The organism is Limnohabitans sp. Hippo3 (assembly GCF_003063665.1).
Taxonomy (GTDB): domain Bacteria; phylum Pseudomonadota; class Gammaproteobacteria; order Burkholderiales; family Burkholderiaceae_C; genus Limnohabitans_A.
Genome location: NZ_NESF01000001.1, coordinates 105455 through 128070 on the forward strand (window position 1 = coordinate 105455; position 22616 = coordinate 128070).

At 58.6% G+C, this 22616-nt stretch carries 8 protein-coding genes; all 8 read left to right on the top strand.

What is annotated here, in order from left to right:
• Nucleotides 1-25: 25 nt before the first annotated feature.
• The 8 genes from B9Z34_RS00550 (at nt 26) to B9Z34_RS00585 (ending at nt 22569) form a co-directional block, all read left to right on the top strand.
• Nucleotides 26-739, top strand: a complete 714-nt coding sequence (locus B9Z34_RS00550; protein WP_108426152.1) for a response regulator transcription factor — start codon at nt 26-28, stop codon at nt 737-739.
• Nucleotides 736-2061, top strand: coding sequence for a FecR domain-containing protein (locus tag B9Z34_RS00555; RefSeq protein ID WP_108426153.1), 1326 nt, complete (start codon nt 736-738; stop codon nt 2059-2061). Before B9Z34_RS00550 ends, B9Z34_RS00555 begins: the two co-directional genes overlap by 4 nt.
• Nucleotides 2061-4385 (top strand): CHASE2 domain-containing protein, encoded by a 2325-nt coding sequence (locus B9Z34_RS00560; protein ID WP_108426154.1) that lies wholly within the window; start codon nt 2061-2063, stop codon nt 4383-4385. Before B9Z34_RS00555 ends, B9Z34_RS00560 begins: the two co-directional genes overlap by 1 nt.
• A gap of 281 nt (nt 4386-4666) precedes the next feature.
• On the top strand, nt 4667-4927 hold the full coding sequence (locus tag B9Z34_RS00565; RefSeq protein WP_108426155.1) for a helix-turn-helix transcriptional regulator: 261 nt from the start codon (nt 4667-4669) through the stop codon (nt 4925-4927).
• Nucleotides 4890-6182: a type II toxin-antitoxin system HipA family toxin gene (locus B9Z34_RS00570; protein WP_233249360.1), complete on the top strand. Its 1293-nt coding sequence runs from the start codon at nt 4890-4892 to the stop codon at nt 6180-6182. Before B9Z34_RS00565 ends, B9Z34_RS00570 begins: the two co-directional genes overlap by 38 nt.
• A gap of 276 nt (nt 6183-6458) precedes the next feature.
• Nucleotides 6459-12302: a filamentous hemagglutinin N-terminal domain-containing protein gene (locus tag B9Z34_RS00575; RefSeq protein ID WP_108426157.1), complete on the top strand. Its 5844-nt coding sequence runs from the start codon at nt 6459-6461 to the stop codon at nt 12300-12302.
• Nucleotides 12299-13999 (top strand): ShlB/FhaC/HecB family hemolysin secretion/activation protein, encoded by a 1701-nt coding sequence (locus tag B9Z34_RS00580; RefSeq protein ID WP_108426158.1) that lies wholly within the window; start codon nt 12299-12301, stop codon nt 13997-13999. Before B9Z34_RS00575 ends, B9Z34_RS00580 begins: the two co-directional genes overlap by 4 nt.
• Nucleotides 14000-14337: 338 nt before the next feature.
• Nucleotides 14338-22569 carry a YDG domain-containing protein gene (locus B9Z34_RS00585; protein ID WP_108426159.1) on the top strand — a complete coding sequence of 2744 codons (8232 nt, stop codon included), beginning with the start codon at nt 14338-14340 and terminating at the stop codon, nt 22567-22569.
• The last annotated feature ends 47 nt before the right edge of the window (nt 22570-22616 follow it).

Below are 22616 nucleotides of genomic sequence, written 5' to 3' on the forward strand. Positions count from 1 at the left end.
CTCCGCTTGTTTTTAAAAAAATCCTATGCACATCGCTTTGCTTGAAGATGAAACCACGTTGGCCCAGGAAATTCAGGCGCTCCTGAGCGCTGCTGGGCACACGGTTGAGCATTATTCGGATGGGCACCAAATCATGCGAGGCCTGCTTAAGGACACCTTTGACCTGTTTGTGCTCGACTGGCATGTGCCCGGCCCCAATGGGCTGGAGGTTCTGCAGCATGTGCGCCAAGCGCTCAAGTTGTCTACCCCTGTGGTCTTTTTGACCAGCAACAACGCTGAAGAGCAAATCGTTCAAGCCCTGAATTCAGGCGCTGACGATTACTGCAGTAAACCCGTGCGCACCCACGAGTTCATGGCCCGCCTGGCGGCCTTGCAGCGCCGCATGGCCCCGCCTGCGGCCAACCCTCAGGGCGGTGAGTTGTTGCCCGGGTATGTGTTCGACCACGTCGAGCGCATTGTTCGGGTGGATGGTGAGCCGATTGTGCTGACCGAAAAAGAATACGAACTCAGTCGCCTGATGTTCGAAAACCCTGACCGTCCGATTGCCCGCAATCGCATCATGAAAGAAATCTGGGGCCGCGAAGAGGACGCGCTCTCGCGCACGCTCGATGTCCACATTTCCTGGATTCGCCGCAAGCTCAACATCGGTGCCAATGCTGCCAAAGTGCGCTTGGTCGTGGTGCACGGTTTTGGCTACCGCCTCATGAAAATGGCCCCCACCGAAGGGGATGCTGCATGACACCGCCGCGGCTTTCATCGCTGGTAAAACGCGCTGTATGGGTGTTGGCCTGGCTGGTGCCGGTCGCTGCCCTGGCGCAAGCCGCACCCGACACCGATCACCTGATCTACCAAATGCAAGCCGGTGACACCCTCACGGGCCTCGTTGAGCGTCACATGCAAGGCTCCGACGCCCTCAAGCAAGTGGTGCAAGCCAACCGCTTGGCCAACATCCACCGCATTCCGGTGGGGCAAAAGATCAGAATTCCACGCAGCCTGCTCAGGTACACGCCCTCCAGCGCCACCGTGACCCGTCTGAACTGCAAAACCGTGGTCCAGATCGACGGCCAAAACGCCGTGCCCATCCAAACCGGTTCGGTGTTGGGGGAGGGTGCTGTGGTGCGCATTCCAGCAGGGTGCCAATTTGCCCTGACGCTCGAGGACGAATCCACCGTGCGCCTCATGTCGGGCGCGGTGATTCAACTTAAAACCTTGCGCCGCAATGCGTTTGAAGCTTCGCCCGAGGTCAAGATCGAGCTGCTCGACGGTCGTCTCGAAATCGACGTCCCCCGCAAGCGGCTCAGCACCGACGCCCCCTTCCAGGTGCTCACGCCCACTTCAGTGGCGGGTGTGCGTGGTACGGAGTTTCGGGTGGGCTTCGATGCCAAGCAGCGCAGCAGCCAGGTGGAGGTCAAGGTCGGCGCTGTGGGCGCACGCGGACAGGCTGAAAAAACCGAAAAACGCGCGGGCACTGGTCAGGGCGTCGCCGTCATGGCCAATGGGCAATCGCTCGATGTGGAGACACTTTTGGCCCCGCCACGTTACGCCAGTTTTGAGGCGCAGCCCGGCGGCAAAGATTGGTTGCTCAAGTTCGACGCGGTGCCGCAAGCCGAGCGCTTCATGTTGGTGACCGCCGATGACGCCAATTTCAGTGCCCTCATGATGCAAGAACAAGCCACGCAGGCTCAGGTGATGGCTCCAGCACTGGGCAGCAAGCCCGTGTTTTACCAGTGGGCCTCGATCTCCAGGACAGGCCTCATGGGGCAAGCCACCGACTATGGGGTTTGCAAGGGTTACAAACGCCTGGAGCAGTGGCGCTGCAATGTACCCTTTAACGTGAGCGGCCTGATCAAACCCCACCTGCAGTTCCAGAAAATCGACGCCCAAGGCCAGGTGTTTGAGCTGCTCAACGGCCTGGTGCAGGCGGTCGACAACAACGTGCTGGTGTTTCGCGGCCTGCCCTCGGGCGTTTACCGCTGGCGCATCGAGCACGAAATCTCCGCCACCATGAAAGCCGGTATGAGCGGCCAATTTGAGCTGGTGGCCATTCCCGGCGAGGACTGATGCGGTCTCCTTTGGCGGTTTTGGCCCATCTGTGGGGACAACTCCGCCAAAAATCCCTCAACCGCGACGAGCAACGCTTCTATCTGGAATGGCTGCTGGTGGCCGTGTTGGCGCTCAGTACCCTCAGTCTGTTCACCGTCATGCAATGGGGCAAGTCCCCTGGGCACATCATTTACGACCAGTTTCACCGCTGGCGTGCCCCGCTGCCGGCCAACGACATCGTCATCATCGGCGTCGACGATGCCAGCCTGGAAGAGTTGGGTGGCTGGCCGCTCAAGCGCTTGGTTTATGCCGACCTGCTGCAAAAACTGGCCGATACCGGTAACGAACCCAAAGCCATTGGCTTTGACATCCTCTTCCCCGACCCCAGCCCCTACGATGAAGCGCTGGCCGCACAAATGCGTCGGCACAACAGCTACCTGTCGGTGGAGCAGCCCCGGCGCAGCGGTCTGGCCTCAGTGGCCATCCACAAACCGCAGGCCGTGCTGGTCGATGCTGCGAAAGGCCTGGCGCACATCAACGTCACTTTCGAAAGCGATGGTTTCTCGCGTGGGGCCTATTTGCAAGAGGGCGCTTTGCCTCATTTGTCGCTGGCCGTGTCGGGCATGCCCGCGCAGCGCTACCAGTCGCACGGTGGCTACCGCCGCTTCAACCTGGTGGACCCTGAAATCGGCTTCCCCATCGTCTCGCTGGCCGATGCCCTGTCCGACGACTTTCCTATCGAACTCCTCAAAGACAAATACATCCTGATCGGCTCGATCGCCCCCAGCTTGGGCGACCACTTTCCCACCATCTATTCGGGTCGCGAGGGCACCGGTACCCCCGGTGTGGTGCTGCACGCCAACCTGCTCAACGACATCCTGCGTGGCAGCCTCATCAGTCCTGTGCCGCAGTGGGCGCAGCTGGCGCTCAGCTTGTGGGCCTTGTTGTCGGTGCTGATCGCCCTCATGGTGCTCAGTCCGTTGGCCGAACTGGTGATCACCGGCATCACGGTCGTGTCGGCGCTGGTCGTCAGCTTTGTGCTGCTGCTGGCGGCCGATGTGTGGTTTGACCCGGGCCTGTGCATCCTGGCCATCGCGCTGGTCAAGCCCGCCTGGGCCTGGCGGCGCACCGAGATGATTGTGCGCTTCATGGGCGACCGGGCGGCCAAGCTCGAAAAAGTCCAGCGTTCGCGCAAAAACCTGATCCAAGGTGGCCTCAAGCTGCGCCACTTTGCCAGCGACACGGTGCTGCAATACTCGCGCCTGCTCGACAAGGCCATTGGCGCTTCTAGCGAAAGGTTGGAGTTTTTGAACCGTGTGGTGAGCGAAATACCCACCGCCGTTCTGGTGGCGGACGCAGAGCAACGCATCGTGCTGGTGAGCCCCCGCATGCGAGATGGCATTCCTGCAGGGCTGCTGCAAACCGGCCAGCCCTTGCTGCCGCTCATGTTTTATCTGGGCCTGCACAAAACCCAGGACCTGAGCCAACTCACGGGCCAGGACCATTACGTCAGTGGTGTGGACACCAACGGCACCATCCGCCACTACATCTTCCGTGTGGCGCTGCTGCCGCAAAACGAAGACAACAGCCTGTGGATTTTCGCGCTGACCGACATCACCCAAATGCGCCAGTTTCAGGCACAACGTGAGCAAACCCTGCAACTGCTCTCGCATGACATGCGCACGCCGATTGCGTCCATCATCTCCCTCAGTCGCAAAAGCGGGGCAGAGCAGGGCAGCAGCGTCAACCCGCAAACGGCGGCCAACATCTACCGCCACGCCGACACCCTGCTCAACATGATGGACGACTTCATTTTCTCCATCAAAGCCCAGGCTCAGGAATACCAGCTGGTCGAAACCCTGATCGACAGCGTGGTGGACGAAGCCATTTACCAAGTCAAAGACCTGGCCCTGAGCCGCCAGATGCGTCTGCTGCAAGACTTTGACGACGAGCCCCAATTCGTCATGGCCGACCAGCGGCTGCTCACCCGCATGCTGGTCAATTTGTTGGTCAATGCGGTGCGCTACGGGCAGCAGGGCTCCGACATCCACATCACCCTCAGCCATGACCCCGAGACCTCCGTCGGAGACCCGCAGTCAGGCCAGACGCCGCCCGTCGGCCAAATGGTGCACATCGTCATGCGCAACACCGTGGGCGCCCCCGACGACGCCAACCACCCCCGTCACATGTCCTCACAAGGCTTTGGCTTGGGCTTGGGCTTTGTCAAAACCGTGGTGCGCAAACACCAAGGCCACATCCACCTGCACCTGCCCCCCGAACCCGGCGCCACCGCCGAAGTGCGCGTTCAACTGCCCATGGCCAAGCCCTTCTGGCAAACCTGACACTCCGCGGGAGCCTGCAATGCCCCTGTAGGAGCTTGCCCTGCAAGCGAATCCCTGCAAACCAACGTCAATCTTGCATGTCAGCGGCTTCAGCCCTGACACACCGTTGTACCAAGACCTTGAATGTCGGACCTGAAGGTACCGACCTACTTGCCCCCCTGTGGTAGCTCGCCCCCGCAAACCCCAACAGCTTGAATGCACAAAAAATTTCCCGAACGGTAAATAACGATTGCACTCTGCACCATACCCGTCGATAATTTCCCGAACGGGAAATAATTTCAATGAGCCACATCCAAACTACAGCACAACTCGGTGACGCACTCCGCTCGGCCCGCAAGCGGCTGGGCTTGACGCAGCCCCAGCTGGCTTTGGCGGCTGGCGTGGGGGTGCGCTTCATCGTCGACCTGGAGTCGGGCAAACCCACAGTGCGACTCGAAAGCGTGCTGCGCGTGATCGATGCCTTGGGTGGAGCGCTCCAATTGACTGGCTTGGCATCTTCTGCCCATGAGCCTCAAGCTGAGGGCGATCACCATGGCGCGTGAACTGGAAGTCTGGCTCTTTGCTGATCGCGTGGGCACCCTGAGCCTGGTGGATGGGCGATTGCATTTTCGCTACCTTTCCGAATGGCTATCGCGCCCAAACGCTGTGAGCTTGTCCAGCTCTTTGCCTCTGCAAGACGCACCATTCGACGATCACCACTCGCGCCCCTTCTTTGCGGGTTTGTTGCCAGAAGGCCAACTCAGGCGGCTGATTGCACAGCGATTTCAGGTGTCGACACAAAACGACTTTGCGCTGCTCGATCACATTGGTGGTGAGTGCGCCGGAGCCGTCACCTTGCTGGAGCCAGGGCAGCCCATGCCCGGTGCTGAACAAGCGGACGACGTTCAGTGGCTCACCGAAGACGACATCGTGGCCCTCCTGGATGAATTGCCACAGCGCCCGATGCTCGCTGGCCAAGACGGCTTGCGGCTCTCATTGGCGGGGGCTCAGGACAAACTGCCCGTGGTGTTCGATGGTGTCCGAATGGGGTTACCCAAAAACGGCACCCCCAGTTCGCACATTTTGAAGCCCGCCATTCGCACACTGGAGGACACCGTCAACAACGAAGGCTTTTGCCTGGCGCTGGCCGATGCCATGCAGCTCCAACCCGCCAAATCTCAGGTGCTTTCTGTGCGAGGGCGACAGTTTTTATTGGTCGAGCGATACGACCGGGTGAGCCATGCCCAAGGCCAGCGGCAGCGGCTTCACCAAGAGGACTTTTGCCAAGCACTTAGCGTTGTGCCTGAAATGAAATACCAGAACGAAGGCGGCCCGGATCTGGCGCAATGCTTCGACTTGGTCAGGCGTGTCACCCGCCCCAGCGCCCCCCAGGTGCTGCGCTTGCTGGACTATGTGATCTTCAACGCCCTGATCGGCAACCACGACGCGCACGCCAAGAATTTTTCTTTGCTCTATGCGGACAAGTCTGCGGTTTTGGCGCCGTTTTACGACGTGCTGTCTACAGCGGTCTACCCGACGCTCACGCCCAAGATGGCCATGAAGATCGGCAGCAAGTACAAGTTCAGCGAAATTCAGCCGCGGCACTGGGCGCAATTTGCTGATGCTGTGGGGCTCGGTAAAGCGCAGGCCAAAAAGCGGATTCTGGCCATGGCCAAGGCGATGCCCCTTGCAGCCCGTGAACTGCAGTCCAGCCATGCACATGGCTTTGCAGCCCATGCAGTCGTGACCCAAATCGTGACCTTGATCGAGCAACGCTGTGCCCTCACAGAGCGAAGGCTCAATGCGCCTGATTTGTAGGTCAGCGGCTTTAGCCCTGACATGCGGTTGTGCCAAGACCTTGAATGTCGGATCTGAAGGTCCCGACCTACAACTGACCCCCCTGTAGGAGCTTGCCCCTGCAAGCGAATGCCTGCAGACCAACAACACCAAAACTGTTGACCCACGATTTTTGATTTTTTAATAAATTTAAACCAACATTTATGTTCACTTAAGAATAAAAACTGACGCAAATTCTGATAATCACCCTATTCAAAGACTTTTGTGGTCTTTTGTAGCATCCGATTGGGGTTTCAGATGAACGCACGCAGTTACAAAACCGTATTTTCCAAACGCCTGGGCGCACTGGTGGCCGTTGGCGAACACGCCACCAGCCAAGGCAAGGCCAACGGTGCAGGCTCCGGCGGCGGGGCTGCATCGGGGGCATCGTCCACGATCGGCTACATCGCCGCCCTGACCGCCAGCTTTGCATTCGTCAGCCTGGCCTGGGCGGCCCCGGCCACCAACGCGCTGCCCACAGGCGGCAACGTGGTGCAGGGCGCGGCCAGCATGGCCCAAAGCGCCAACCAGCTCAACATCACACAAAGCACCCAGCGCGCCGCCATCAACTGGCAAAGCTTTGACATCGGCGCAGCCGCCAAAGTGAACGTGGCCCAGCCCAACGCGCAAGCTGTCTTGCTCAACCGCGTGGTGGGCCAAAGCCCCAGCCAGATTTTTGGCAAGTTGCAGGCCAACGGCCACGTCATTTTGGTCAACCCCAACGGCGTGCTGTTTGGCAAAGATGGCAGCGTCAACGCAGGCGGCTTTACCGCATCCACCCTCAACATCACTGACGCCAACTTCATGGCCGGCAACATGGTGTACGAGCGCAACGGCAGCACCGCTGGCATCGTCAACCAAGGCAGCATCACCGCAGCGCCGGGCGGCTACGTGGCCCTGCTGGGCGCCACCGTCAGCAACGAAGGCAGCATCCACACCCAAGGCGGCAGCGTGGTCATGGGCGCAGGCGAAACCATCAAAGTGCCCGTGAGCGGTACAGGCCGCATCAAATTGGAGCTGACCCCAGCCGCCATCAACGCCAGCCTGAGCAACACCGGCAGCATCGTCACCGAAGGCGGCCAGGTCTACATGCAAGCCCTGGCCCTGAACCGGGCGGCGGCGCAAATCCTGCAAAGCGGCAGCATCGACACCACGGGCGACAAGGGTGGTAACGTGCACTTGCTGGCCGATGGCGGGCAGATTCGGGTGAGCGGCAGCATCAAGGCCAACAGTACCAACGGCACAGCCGGTGGCGACATTTACATTGGCCGCGACAAAGACACTAATATGTTGGCGGCAGTGGGGGATGTGAGTGGGGCTATGTTGGAGTCCAAGGGCGGGTTTGTGGAGACCTCGGGCCACGAACTCACTGTCGACAACACGCAGGTGCTAGCAGGTACTTGGTTGCTCGACCCGGACAACATAGACATCACTAACGCGGCTACGGCAACGGCAGGCTACTCTAAGGTCTCGGCCGCAAACGTCTCCAGCGCACTCAATGCTGGGGCCAACGTGGTCATCCATACCACCAACGGCGTCAACACCTCTGCAGGCAGCGTCCCTTACACCGCCACCAATCCCACAGGCGAGGGCAACATCTTGGTGTCCTCGGCCATCAGCAAAACCAGCGGCGGCAACGCCAGTCTGACCATCACCGCAGACAACGGCTTGACCGTCAACGCCGCCATCACCGCCTCGGGCGTTGGCACCGGCACCTTGGACATCAACCTCACCGCCAACGGCCTGACCAATGGCACTGCGGTGGGGTCGATGACCACAACCGAGCGCGCCTTGAGCCGCGGCCTACTCATCAACGGCGTGGCGCTCAACGCCAATGGCGGCGACATCACCCTCACCGGCACGTCCTACGCCAGCGCCAGCAGCAATGCCAACGCCAACGCCACCAACGCCGTGGGCAAAGGCGTTCAAATTCACAATGGCGCCAGCTTGACAGCTCGCGACATCACCATCAGCGGTACGGCCGAGAACCAAAGTGGCCAAGTCAGCAACGGCGTGCTGATCCAACGCTACCCCAGTGCATCCACCTTCACCGCCAGCCGCAACATCGCCATCACCGGCACGCTGCAAGGCGCGGGCAGCGGCGCTGCCATTGATATTCGTGAGAGCGGCTGGGGCTCGCAGTCCATCACCATGAACGCAGGTGGCACCATCACCCTGCGCGGCAATAACCGAGCATCGACCAGCAACCCCTCACAAGCCATCTACATCGGCGCTGGTCTTCAAGCGCGGGCGGTGGGCAACATCACGGTTCAAGCTGAGACCAACAACGCCAACGTCAACGCTATCAGTTTCTTCTCAAGTGCCACGACCACGAATGGTGGCTTGAACGGCAACGTGAGCCTGCGCTCCATCGATGCCAACGGCAACGCCACTGGCGATGTGCTGATCCAGGCCAACCAGGGCGGCATCACCTTCAACAACCAGCTACCCAGCGCTTCCAGCGCCACGGCGATCGTGGGCCGCAACATCACCATCGACAACACCGGCGGCACGGTGGACGCCAACACCGGCGCCATCACCGCAGGCACAGGCCGATCGGAGTCGGCCGTGGGGGGCGTCAACTTGGCCGACGGCCGCAGCCTGAGCGCCTCTGGCAATATCAACATCCTGGGTGTGACGAACGCCAACAACCAATGGGGCGTGATGCTCTCAGGCCCCCTGAGCGCCAACACCATGAACGTGGTCGGACGTCACACCAACGGTGCAGCCGGTGGTGGTGGCATGTACATCCGCTCGGGCACCAGCCTGACCACTCGCAGCGGTGACAGCTTGGTTCAAGGCGTCATGCCCTCGGTAGTGGCTTCTTCAGCCTTGGTGCTCGGCGATAGCGCAACCAGTACTGTGACCCTGAACGCGACCAACGGCTCGCGCATCAAACTCCAGGGTGATGCCACAGGAGCGGCGGTGTTCAACAGTGCGCAGGTTTCTACAGGCATCCTGGCCCAAGGCACTGTCAACAGCACCGGCAATATTGAGCTGCAGGGCAGCAGCGGCAGCACCACCGGTTTGAATCTCAACGCAGCCGTCAACCACAGCGGTGGCACCTTGACCCTGTCGGGTACGTCCTCGCCTGACGGCGTAGCAGATGGGTACAGCACCCACGGCGTTTTGGTTCAAAAGGCTGTGACTGTTACAGATAACAGCGAGTTGAACATCACCGGTGCCTACGTCGGTCGTGGTTCGCTCAGCACTGCTTCTAGCACCATTCTCAGCGGAGTCACTGTCTCATCAACTTTGACGGGCAATGGTGGCGCTCTGAACATCACGGGCACATCGTCCTTGCCCTCGGCCATTGCCGCCAATGCGCGGGGGGTGGCCATCACCGGTGCAGTCAGTGGCTGGGGCAACACCACCGTCACTGGGCAGGCTGCAGGCAGCTCCATAGGCCCTAGCATCGTCCTGACCAGCAACGTCAACGTCGGCTCCAGCAAGCTCCAGCTCTTGGCCAACGGGGGACAAATCAACCAAAGCTCAGCGTCCACCATCACTGCTGGCGCCGTGGTCATTGACAACACGGGTGCAGGCCGAAACAGCTTGTTCACCGACAACAGTGTGAGCTCCAACCTGGCTCTCGGCACCTCTTACGGCGGGAGTATCGCGGCTGACGGCACCATCGTGGCAGGTAATGGTGTAGCAAATACGCACAACGGAGTCGACCTAAGTGGCATCTTCAATATCAGTGGCGATGTCAACATCGCTGGCACCACCGCCAGCACCACCGCAGGCCGCGCTGGCGTGAGGTCCTCTGGCACTGTCAATGGTCGCAATATCACCATGGTGGCTAACGCTACGGCCAGCACTGGCTCTGTTCTGGGGTACTACGGTGCTGGCGGGCGTTTCATTGCAAGCGAAAAACTCAACCTGACCGGCATCAGCAGCAACGCAGGCAATGGTCTGTACAGTTATGGAGGGCGCTACGAATCGGGCACGGGCATGACCTTGGTGGGTATATCGGCCCAAGGCAATGCGATGGGCATGGATGCCAACTTGGCGGTCGTCAACGGATCTGCGGGTGGCATCAGCATCACAGCCACCGCGACAGACCCAACGAAAAATGCTTTGAGCCTAAATGGTGCTTCACTGACCAGTTCTGGGGGTGACATTGTTCTCAATGCAGCCAGCGGACATGTAACGGTCGGTACGGGTAATCCGGTTTGGGGCTTGGGTACTCTCAGCAATACCATCACCAGTAACGGCAGTGGTGCCATCCAAATCAAAGCCGCCAGCAGCACACCGAGTACCAGTGATATAGGCAGCATCGACGGCACCACACTTTCGATTGTTCAAAATGGAAATGGTGGGGTGGAGGTCAGCACATCAGGCCAAGGTAATGTCATCGCACCCAAAATCACAAACGCAGGCACAGGCGCTGTGGTTGTTGCTGCAGGTAGTGCCATTGATGCAGGTGACGGCTCCGGCGGTCAGGTCAAGACGGTTGCAGGCAACGCAATTACGCAAACGAGCACTGGGAAAACTTATATTTTCTCAGGCAGTGCATCAGCTACAGATGCTTTGACTAACCTGGATGTCAGCTTTTCCGAACTGCGTTTGTCGGGCGACATGGGCAGTGCACAAAACGCCGACTCTAATGTGAAGTACGCTGCAGGCACCAGTATCAGCGCAGGGGCCAGTGCTCAGGTCATGTTCCGCGAAAAAGTCGTGCTCGACGCCTCGTCGATTTCTGGCAAAGTCTTGAAGACCTATGGCGATGCCAATACCACCAGTAGTACGTCCGATCAGGCGGGCTTGCTCGCTGAGATGAAGAGCGCACTGAAGACAGCCAACACAGGCACCATCACCCAAGTGACAGGCAGCGCGAATTTCAAGATTTCCAAAGCAGCGTTGATTGATGACCTGTCGGGTGCGTTGAGCGGCGCAACTCGCAGCGCCTCAGACCATTTGAGGGCCGTGACCCACAACTACGGTGCATTGACGGCTGGCAAATACACGGCAACGGTGTCGGCTGGACAAGCGCAGGTTGAAGTTGGCAAACGTGCCCTGAGCGGCAGCATTGTCCAAGGCAACACCACCTACGGTGAGGCCCTGGTTGCTGGTGCGGTGAACTTGACCAACATAGTGACAGGCGACGCGGTGCACGCCAACGACGTAATCTTCACGACGACCGGACTGACCAGCAACAGCGGCAACCTTAAGGCGGGCACACACGTTGACGTGCAAACGGTTAGCGGACTAAGCGGAGCGGACAGCGATAACTACACCTTCGCCGATGTCAAAGGCAGTTACAAAGTGGATCAAAAGTCCTTGGTGATTGGTGGGATCACGGCCAACGACAAGGTCTATAACGGAGACGCGGTTGCTGCCGTCAATACAGCGGGGGTGACTAAAGTTGGCCTGGTTGGCGCGGATGTGGTTACCTTGAACGTGAGCGGCACTTTCCGCAACGACACCAACACAGCCGATGATAAAAATGTGAAATTGGTTGCGGGTGTCGTGGCGGCTAAAACGGTCGCGCTCAATAGCACTTATGGTGGCGCAGACAGAGATAATTACCTCATCACAGACCAGACTACAACCAGTGCAGTGATCGCGCAACGAGCGCTGACCATCGATGTGGGAACCGTGGCCACCAAGACGATTGATGGCACCACGACAGCGACCGTGACCCCGGGGGCGCTCAATAACTTGGTCGCGGGTGAATCTTTGGGCGTTTTGGCTGTGGCCAATTTCAGTGATCCCAATGTGGGCACTGCCAAGGTGGTGACCGCCAGCTACACTTTGCAAAACGGGACCAACGGCCTTGCATCGAATTACATTTTGAATGCGGCTACGCCTAACCCTGACAGTCGGCTGCGTGGCAATATCGTGTCGAGTGTGAACCCGATCGTGAACCCGTCGCCGTTGCCTGTGAATAACAACACGACTAGTCGTGTGAGCACCGTGACGGGCTCAGGTAGCTCAGGTGCTGCGACCGGTGTGTTGGATGATCAGCCATTGAGTCAAACGCAAGAGGTATGCTCTGACTTGACTCCAGAAAATTGTGAGTGCCAAGCCAGCGTGATCCCGAGCATCGAGATCTGCTTTGCGCCCAAGAGCGTGGCTGCCACCAAGGAAGAAAAATGAAGAAGTTTGTGATCCGTGACATCAGCTTGTTGACCCTGTTGACCCTTGGGGCGCTGCCGGTGTGGGCGCAGCAAAGCCAGGCACCGGGCGTCAACCCCGGCACGCTGCTTCGCAACATTGAGACCCTGCAGGTCCCCGCCAAGCCTGCCGACAAGCCTACCGCCACTGAGCAAAGCGACGATGCAGACTTGAAGCCCCTGGCCAAGCTGGCCCGGGTGGAAGTGCGCGGATTTGACACTTTGGCCCCAGCCTTCAAACTTTATTGGCAAGACGCCATTGGCAAGCCAGTGTCGGCCGAAGACTTGGCCAAGTTCAAGATCTGGGCCAATGACGAGGCCAAAGAAAGTGGCCTGTACGCCTTTGCCCAAACCGAGGCTGAGCCCGCAGAAAACCCCGCCGACGGCGAGGTGCTGGTGGTGACTTTGGTGGCACCCAAGATCAAGTCGGTCCGCATCTATGTGCCCGACGAAGATCTGGCTAAGCGCTATGAGACTTTGATCACCACCCGTTTTGCCAAGGACTTTGCCCCTGGCAGTTTTGTAGACCCGAACGGTCTGGACCAGCGCCTGGAATCGGCCAGCTTTGATTTGCCTGTGAGCCTGGAAGTGGCCATCCGCTCGGCAGGCCCGAGCTTGGTGGACTTGGTGGTCAATGTGTCGCCTTTGCCCGCCACCCCCGGCCAGGTGAGCAATGGGGTGATGCAGGTCAACAACTATGGACTCAAAGCCTATGGCCGCCCGCAGCTGATGGGTTCGGTCTCGGTGGGCGGCTTCACGCCCAATTCGCTGTTGAACCTGACCACGCAGTTGTCTGAAGGCGTGCGCTACGGCCGCGCCGAATACGAGGCGCCGGTCGAGGCGTATGCGGGGCGCATGAAGGTTTTTGGCAGCCGCTCAGACAGCCACACGATTTTAGGGGGCGATACGGCCACCAAGTCTGTGTCGCAAGAGATGGGCCTGGGCCTGACGCAGATGTGGGGTAGCCACAAGAGTTATGTCTTCAAGACGGTCACCGAGTTGGGCGGGCGACAAACCATTGGCCGCCTGGCACTGGACAACTCAGAGACAAGCCGAGTCGAAGACAGCCAGCTGCGCCTGATTTGGTCGATGGACAACGAACGTGTGGCCCGCGAACCGTCCAAGTTGGCCGTGACGCTGACCGCTGGCGAATATACCCGCTTGGGTGGATCGGAGGCGGCCAACGTCGAAACCGGGGGCTACGGCAAGATCAACGTGTCGGCCCGCGTTCAGCGCAACCTGAACCGCGAAGGCGATTGGCAGTGGGTGGGCCGCTTGCAGGCCCAGGCCGCCAGCCGCACGCTCGATGGTTACAACCGCATGTCTTTGGGTGGTGTGTATGGCGTGCGTGCCTACACCGCTGCCGACGGTGTGGGCGACCAAGGCGTCAGCGGCTCCCTGGAGCTGAACCGCCGCCTGTCCGGCAATCAGCTGGTGGGTGTGTTTTACGACGCGGGCGTGATCCGGCCCAACAAGGTGCATGTGGAAGGTGCGTTCAACACCAGCTACAGCCTGCAGGCCTTGGGCGCACAGTGGTCCGGCAATGTGGGCCGCTGGTACTACAACCTGACCTTGGCCAAGGGCATTGGCGGCTACAAATTGGCAGAAGCCCCTGAACAAGTGACCGAATCCCCCCGCAACCCCTGGCGCTTGTCGGCGGCCCTGTCTTACTTGTTCTGACAGCGCTTGCCCCAACCCTGCTAGCCCGGCCAGTCCGGGCTTTTTTGTTTCCTGAGTCATAAGCGCGTACGCGGTTATCCAAATTCACCAGTCATGCCCGCGCAGGCGGGTATCCATAGGATTTGCATCTTTAATTAAAATTTGTTGAATTAATTGAATTAACAGTTTTAAATGAATTTAATAGTGTTTTTTTAAATCAAAATCACAATATAGTTTGCATTTTTGACGATTTCATCCTAGAATCGCCAAAAAATGCGCTGAGTTAGCAAATTTGTCTATATCTCAGGCGTTCGGGCTGACCACGGGCTGGGTTGGCGCTTGTTGATGTCGAATTTCCCATGAACGCAAACTGCTTTAAAACTGTTTTCTCAGAACGCTTGGGCTGCCTGGTCGCGGTGGGTGAACACGCCTGCAGCCAAGGCAAGTCCTCGGGCGAGTCGGCCTTTGGCCGTTCTGCTGTTGTCGTTTCGGTGTTGGCCTTGGCGGGTGTGTTCATTGGGGCCTTGGTGTTGTCGCAGGTGTTTGTGGGCCTGGCTTGGGCGCAGCCAGCTGCCAACGCGCTGCCTACCGGTGGCACTGTGGTGCAAGGCGCGGCCAGCTTGGCCCAAGGCGCCAACCAGCTCAACATCACCCAATCCACACAGCGTGCGGCCATCAACTGGCAGAGTTTTGACATCGGTGCCAGTGCCAAAGTGAACGTGGTGCAGCCCAACGCGCAATCGGTGTTGCTCAACCGCGTGGTGGGCCAAAGCCCCAGCCAAATCTTTGGCCAGCTGCAGGCCAACGGCCATGTGATTTTGGTCAACCCCAACGGCGTGCTGTTTGGCAAAGATGGCAGCGTCAATGCGGGTAGTTTCACGGCATCGACCTTGGGCATCACCGACGCCAACTTCATGGCGGGCAATATGGTGTACGAGCGCAACGGCAGCACGGCCGGGGTGGTCAACCAAGGCACGATCGAAGTTTCGCCGGGCGGCTATGTGGCCTTGCTGGGTGCGAGCGTGAGCAACGAGGGCAAGATCATCGCGCCTAAAGGCGGTGTGGCCTTGGGCGCAGCAGAGACGATCAAAGTGCCGGTCACGGGCAGTGGCCGCATCAAGCTGGAGCTGACGGCAAGCGACATCAACGCCAGCGTGAAAAACAGCGGCACCATCGTGTCGGAGGGCGGGCAGGTGTACATGCAAGCTCTGGCGCTGAACCGGGCGGCAGCGCAAATATTGCAGAGCGGGCGCATCGACACGACGGGAGAGCAGGGCGGAGCGGTGCACCTGCTGGCGGACGGTGGAACGATCCGGGTGGACGGTAGCATCACGGCCAACAGCACGGGCCAGGATGACAAGGGGCAAGCCCTGGCCGGTGGCGACATTTACATTGGCCGCGACAAGGACACCAACGTGCTGGCGGCGGTGGGCGACGTGAGCGGGGCCATGCTGGAAAGCCGGGGCGGTTTTGTGGAGACTTCGGGCCAGTATCTGGCGACCACGGGGACGCGTGTGCTGGCCAAAGACTGGTTACTCGACCCTTACAACATCACCATCGCCTCAGGTGCAGCCACTGGCACCGATTACAGTGCCTGGACGCCCAGTGCGGACTCCACTATTTTGGCTAGCGACATTGCTGCCAACCTCAACACTGGCACTAACGTGACGATTGCGACAGGCCTGGCTGGCTCGGCTGGCTCTAGCGATGGCAACATCACCGTCAACGCTGCCATCGTGAAGTCTGGCAGCAGCGATGCGACGTTGACTTTGACCGCCAATAATGGCATCACCATCAACCAGCGTATTGGACGGGCTGCAGCAGACACCACGTCAAGTGGCAAGCTCGAAGTGGTCATGACCGCGAACGGCGATGCCACCGATGCGTTGAACAGTCGTGGCATCACGCTCAACAGCTTGATTGACGCCAACGGTGGCACGGTTACCTTAACGGGAACTTCAAAGAACACTACGGGTGTACAACTTGGCCCGACTTACACATACGGTGCCACCAACAACAGCTACAGCGGTGTAGTGTTCAACAATGGATCGGGCATCACTGCCGGTAATTACCAAGTCGCGGGCACACACACTGTGACTGCAGGCAATTCATTTGGTGTCAACGGTATTTACATGACCGGGGCAGTTACTTTCAAAGCGACGGGCAACATCGACAGCAACATCACAGGCAACAGCAACGCCCAAGGCAATTTTGGTGCAGGTGTGATGGTCTGGGATGGTGCTGTGGTCAGGCTTGAAAACCAAGGGACTGGCATCACCACGCTGAAAGGTTCAAACACGAATACAGCGGGAGGTAACGGCATTCGTATTGGCGCTAGCACCAATACGGCAACCATCAACGCGATTGGGCGGGTGACCCTTGGCCAGAAAACGGCTGGTGTGAATGCTCCTGTCTTTGTTCGCGGCGTCCTCAACGCCAGCCAAAACACCTCCAGCCTGGGTGGGCTGAGTGTCTTGGGTCAAACGGGCACTGGCTTGAACACATCGGCCGTTCAAATCTGGGACACCAACATCAATGCCACCGGTATCGATGTGCTGCTTGATGGTGTCACGAACAACGCTACGGGGGTCTACATTCAAACAGCCCCTAACAACACTTGGGCTACAAAAAACCTCACGGTCTCAGGTGTGGCCAATACCACGGCGGGGTCAAGTGGTGCGGGTGTGGTGGTCCAGCGCTACCCAGGGGTTTTAACGGTCAACGCCAGCGGCAACATAGCCATCGAAGGCAGTGTGCAAGGTACTGGCAGCGGCTCTGGTCTCTCCTTTTCGCAAAGCGGTTGGGGACCTCAAGCCCCAAGCCTGACGGCGACGGGGAACATCACCTTGCGGGGTAACAACCGTGCTTCGACAAGCAACACCAGCAATGCTGTGTCCATTGCTTCGGGCGTCCAAGTCAGCGCAAGCGGCAACATTGTCTTGCAAGCGGAAACCAATAACGCCGCGGCCACTGCGATTCTTGCGAATTCGGCGGGTAATTTTGCTGACTGGGCTGCAGCATCAACTGCAAGTACTGGGGCACTGACCGGCAACATGTCGCTCAAATCCACATCGGGTGACGTGTTGATTCAATCGAATCAAGGCAGCATTATTTTGAACAACCAGCTCACCAGCACGCTGGTCAATGGCACACAAACCACTTCAACTGATATTTCAGGCCGCAACATCACCATCGACAATACCGGCGCGGGGATGGCAACGGGTGCCGGGACTGCGGTCACCGGAACAGGTGGTACACAAGGCGCCACCCTAGGATCGGGCAGCATCGACGCGGCGACCGGTGTCATCACACGAGGAGCGGGTAAATCAACCTCGAGCACAGCAGGTGTGCGTATGGCCGATGGCCGTGCCATCACCGCAAAAAATAACATCAATATTTTCGGCGCGGGTACCACTGGGAGCGGCGTTGAAATCAGTGGCGCTGCCGCGCTGTCTGCAAATATGGTGGGCTACACCGGCAACATCAATATCGCAGGTGAAAACACCACCAGTTCTGGCGCTGCCATCAACATCAGCAATGCTTTGTCGACAATCACCGCGCTCAATATTGCAACGTTGACATCCAGTGGCACTGGTTCCGGCACTTCTTTGGTTGCAGCAGGAAATATCACAGTGGGTGGTGAGTTGCAAGTGGAGAACCCTGCGTCGGGAACGATTTCCGGTGTGATCGGGGGCACGGGCATGCTACGAAAAAGAGGAGGTACTGGTGCTGGTACGCTGACACTGACCGGTGAAAACACATACACCGGAGGTACTACGGCAAATGGCGGCATGCTGCAGGTAGGTAATGGCGGAACCACGGGCACATTGGGTGTGGGCGGCGCTATTTCGGTAGGGGCAGCACTGAGTTTCAAGCGTTCCAATACGCTGGAAATTTCTCAAAACATCAGTGGTGTGGGGCAGATCAGCCAGATTGGGACTGGGACAACCATTCTTACCGGTACCAACAGCTACTCGGGTACAACGACCATCAGTTTGGGTGGACTCCAGATCGGTCATTCAGGAACAACGGGAACTTTGGGGGTAGGCGCTGTCAGCGTCGCCAGTGGCGCGAACTTGTCATTCAAAAGATCGGACACATGGACCGTTGCCAATGCCATCAGTGGTGCAGGTAATTTGACGCAAGAGGGTGCGGGAACCACTGTTTTGACTGGCGCCAACACTTACACGGGCACGACCACCATCAGCGCCGGTGCCTTGCAAATCGGTGATGGAGGAACCAGTGGTGCACTGGGTTCGGGTGCTGTGGTCAACAATGCCAGCCTGATTTTCAATCGGTCAAACGCTTTGACAATCGCCAATGCGATCAGTGGCAGTGGTGGGCTGGTTCAGCAAGGCACCGGAACCACTGTTTTGTCTGCAGACAACAGCTATGGCGGCACCACGGTGGTGAGTGGCGGAACGCTGCAAGTGGGTAATGCGGGTGCCACAGGTACGTTGGGTGCGGGTACAGTCACACTCAGCAACAACGCCAACTTGAATTATGTGCGTTCGGCTGACACAACCATTGCTAACAATATCTCGGGTACGGGTAGCCTTTCGGCCAGCATCACGGGCGTGGGCAGTGATTTGACCATCGCTAATGCCGTCGCATTGACAGACGGGACAGTCAATTTGGCTGCAGATGGTCATCTGACAGTGACGCAAAGTGTGGGAACAAGCAACGCCACCAGCAGCGCTGTTGTCATGACATCGGGCAAAGCCACTTCGGCAGGCACGGCGAGCGGTGGAGACATCAGCTTTTCCGGCAGTGGCGGTGTGAGCGTTGGCACCGGTGGGCGTGCGACTTTGTACACGGGTTCGCTGGCTGGCAGTACAGGTTTGGGCATCGTCGCAGGCAACAACCGCTACAACAGTGACGAACTCGCGAGCAATTACACGAATGCCTTGGGCACGGGCGTCTATGCGATCTATCGCGAAGCGCCGACGCTTTCGATCAACGTCAATAACGCCAGCAAAACATACGATGGCGCTGCTTTCAGTGGTGGAAATGGCTTCACGGAGTCAGGCGCGACGGGTCTCAAAAACGGCGACACCCTCTCTAGTGCCTTGTCTTCGGCGGTTTGGGGCGGCAATGCCCAAAACGCGGTGAATGCGGGGACTTACACCCTGAGCGCCAGCGAGAGTGTTGCGGGCAAGAGCGCCTTGGGTTACGTGACCACCTACACATCCGGGACACTGAGCGTCAACAAAAAAGATGTCAGCTTAGCGAATATCACGGCCGCCAACAAGACCTATGACGGCAGCGATGCGGCCACGGTCACCGCAGGTTCGATCAGCACAGGCGTCGGTACAGAGACTTTGCTGATCAGCGGCAGCGGCACGTTCTCGGACAAGAACGCTGCAGACGGAAAAACCGTGACGGTGGCCGATGTGACGGCCCTCACCAAAACCAATGGCACGGGCGACTGGAACAACTACAACCTGACCACCACGGGGGCCATGACCACCACGGCCAACATCGCCAAAAAGGACGTCAGCCTGGCGAGCATCACGGCCGCCAACAAGGCCTACGACGGCAGTGATGCGGCCACGATCACTGCAGGCAACATCAGCACGGGCGTGGGGTCTGAGACTTTGTTGATCAGCGGCAGCGGCACGTTCTCGAACAAGAACGCGGCCGATGGAAAAACGGTCACCGTGGCCGATGTGACCGCGTTGACTAAAACCAACGGCACAGGCGATTGGGGCAACTACAACCTGACCACCACCGGGACCATGACCACCACGGCGAACATTGCCAAAAAGGATGTGAGTCTGACGAGCATCACGGCAGCGAACAAGGTCTATGACGGCAGTGATGCAGCGACAATCACCGCAGGTTCGATCAACACGGGCGTCGGAACGGAGACTTTGCTCATCAGCGGCAGCGGCACCTTTTCGGACAAGAATGCCGACGTCAACAAGACGGTCACTGTGGCCGATGTGACGGCATTGACCAAAACCAATGGCACAGGCGACTGGAACAACTACAACCTGATCACCACGGGCGCCAAAACCACCACGGCAACGATTGACAAAGCCACGCTCTCTGCGGCATTGACCGGGACTGTTGAAAAGGTCTATGACGGCACCACCGCAGCGAGTAATTTGGTCAATGCCAATTTCGCAGTCACGGGCTGGGTGACCGGTGAGGGGGCTACGGTATCCCAGATAGCTGCCACTTACGACAGCAAGAACGTATCTGACAACAATGGCGCAGGTGGCGTTGCCGCAGTGTTGTCGTCATCGCATTTCACAGCGGCAGCGGGTACTTTGCTGAGCAACTACGAGCTGCCAACGACGGCGAGTGGCAATGTGGGCAAGATCACACCGGCTTCCCTCGTGGTCAAGGTCAATGATTCCGCTGCTTTTGTGACGATGAACGCCAGCCAAGCGACCGACAATGGTTTGAGCTATACCGGCTTTGCCAATGGCGACAACGCGGCCAATGCGCTGACGGGTATTGGCACACGCACCTACCTGCCAGCCAGTTTGACGCCTGTAGCAGGCACTTACACGGATGCTTTTGGCTTGAGCAGCACGCCCAACGCTGTCAACGGCAATTACGATGTGACCGTGCAAAAGGGCACGCTGACTGTGGTGCCTGCAGACAAGCTATTGATCACCATTGCAGGCAAGACGGAAACCTATGGTGTCTTGACGGCTGCCAATGCCGGTTTGAGTGCCAGCACGGTAACGGCCCAGTATTGTCTGACGTCCAACTGCTCCAGCAGCTTGGTGGACCTGACAGTGAGCAGGCTACCCGATGGCCGCTGGCAGGCGACGGATGCGACTGGAACATCGGTCACTTTCTCGACCCTGGTGGATACGACAGGAAAAATCTCGACGGGCGGTTTTGTCAATGTGGGTAACTACACCTACGACGCCAGCAACACGCTGCCGCCTTCGGGCACCAATTTCAATGGCCGTGTGGTCAATGGTGGAGTGCTGACGATTGACCCGAAAGCCGTGAGTCTGGAGGCTTCCGGCGTGACCAAGACCTACGATGGCAGCATGGCTTTGGCTGGTCGCAGCGTGGATATCACCAACGCCATGAGTGGCGATCAGGTCTCGGCCTCTTCCAGTGGTGGCAGTTTCGTGGGGAAAAATGCGGGCACGCAGGGCTACACCCTGACTGGCTTGTCGCTGAGCGGTGCAGACAGTGCTAATTACTCGAATGCGACGCAGCTGAGTGGCAGTGATGGCCGCATTGACACCAAGGTTTTGACCTTGACCGCCGGCAGTGTGGTCAAAACTTACGACGGCAACACGAGTTACGCAGTGACCCAGGCCGATCTGGATGCTTTGAGCCTTCAGTTGGTGTCGGGCGATCGGGTGACCGCTGCACAACTGGCATTCGCAGACAAGAATGTATCTCGTGCTGGCAATGGTACGGTGTTGTCAGATAAAACGGTCACATTGAACTCGGTGACTTTGAACGACGGCAACAGTGGTGGCAATTACAGCCTGACGTTGCAAGGCAATCAGACCAGCACGATCAACCCCAAAACTCTGCAAGCCGCAGGCGCTGTGGCTGACAAGGTGTACGACGGTACGCGTCTGGCGACATTGGGTGATTTGAGTGGCTCTGGTGTCGTGGCTGGAGATGTGGTGTCTTTCCAGGCCTCCAGCGCTTTGTTTGACAGTAAGAATGTTTTACGGGATGGCGGTGGTCAAGTGCTCGACAGGATGGTCACTGTGAGCGGTTTGACCCTTGGGGGGCCGCAAGCAGGGAACTATGACTTGTCTTCCGTTAGCTTCACAACACAGGCCAAAATTTTGCCGCTTGAACTCTATGTTGAAGCGTCTGCTCAGAATAAAACGTATGACGGCACACGTGCGGCCAGCGGCACACTGGACATGACGGGTGTTCTCACTGGAGAGTCGGTGTCTTTGAATTGGGGGGCGGGGCAGTTTGCATCCAAGGATGTGGCGCGTGACGGCACAGGTCAAGTGACCGCTCAGACGGTTACATTTGCTGGGCTGCAACTTGCGGGGCCTGATGCGGACAATTACAGCTTGGCCTCAACCACTGCGACCACGACGGCCCGTATCACGCCCAAGTTGCTGAGCGTGTCGGGCACCCGGGTGGCCAACAAGACGCAAGACGGCACGACCCAGGCAGAAGCGTCTGCAGGGAGTCTGTCGGGTCTGGTTGGTGCCGAGATGCTGCAGGCTGTGGCGATGGCAAGCTTTGACAGTGCGAGTGCAGGCAGCAACAAAAATGTAACGGTGCGCTACAGCCTCGCCAATGGTTCCGGTGGCGGCCTCGCGGGAAATTATGAGTTGATGGATGAGGTGTTGACAGCCAGCATCCTGGCGCAAGCTGGCGGCAATCCTGTACAACCTCTGGTGATTCCAGCCGAATCGACAGTACAAAGCTATTTGCGTTCGTCTGGTTCTTCTGCGACAGCAGTGACAACATCCAAGCCAGAGCTTGAAAGGCGCAACGAATGTTCTTCGCTCACGCCAGAGGATTGCGATTGTCAGCCATCCACTCTGAGTGGGGTTGATATTTGCATGGTGCCACTCAAGGTGGTGCGCGACAGGCCTGGTTTGCAGCTGGGCGTGACCTCTCTGAGAGATTGAGCAATTTTTAGCTGTACTGACTGCAGGTGTCCCTCAACAGAGGCGAC

Bases quoted from the DNA above. Each gene is read 5' to 3' on its own strand.
- B9Z34_RS00550 (WP_108426152.1), top strand. From the start codon at position 26: ATGCACATCGCTTTGCTTGAAGATGAAACCACGTTGGCCCAGGAAATT.
- B9Z34_RS00555 (WP_108426153.1), top strand. From the start codon at position 736: ATGACACCGCCGCGGCTTTCATCGCTGGTAAAACGCGCTGTATGGGTG.
- B9Z34_RS00560 (WP_108426154.1), top strand. From the start codon at position 2,061: ATGCGGTCTCCTTTGGCGGTTTTGGCCCATCTGTGGGGACAACTCCGC.
- B9Z34_RS00565 (WP_108426155.1), top strand. From the start codon at position 4,667: ATGAGCCACATCCAAACTACAGCACAACTCGGTGACGCACTCCGCTCG.
- B9Z34_RS00570 (WP_233249360.1), top strand. From the start codon at position 4,890: ATGAGCCTCAAGCTGAGGGCGATCACCATGGCGCGTGAACTGGAAGTC.
- B9Z34_RS00575 (WP_108426157.1), top strand. From the start codon at position 6,459: ATGAACGCACGCAGTTACAAAACCGTATTTTCCAAACGCCTGGGCGCA.
- B9Z34_RS00580 (WP_108426158.1), top strand. From the start codon at position 12,299: ATGAAGAAGTTTGTGATCCGTGACATCAGCTTGTTGACCCTGTTGACC.
- B9Z34_RS00585 (WP_108426159.1), top strand. From the start codon at position 14,338: ATGAACGCAAACTGCTTTAAAACTGTTTTCTCAGAACGCTTGGGCTGC.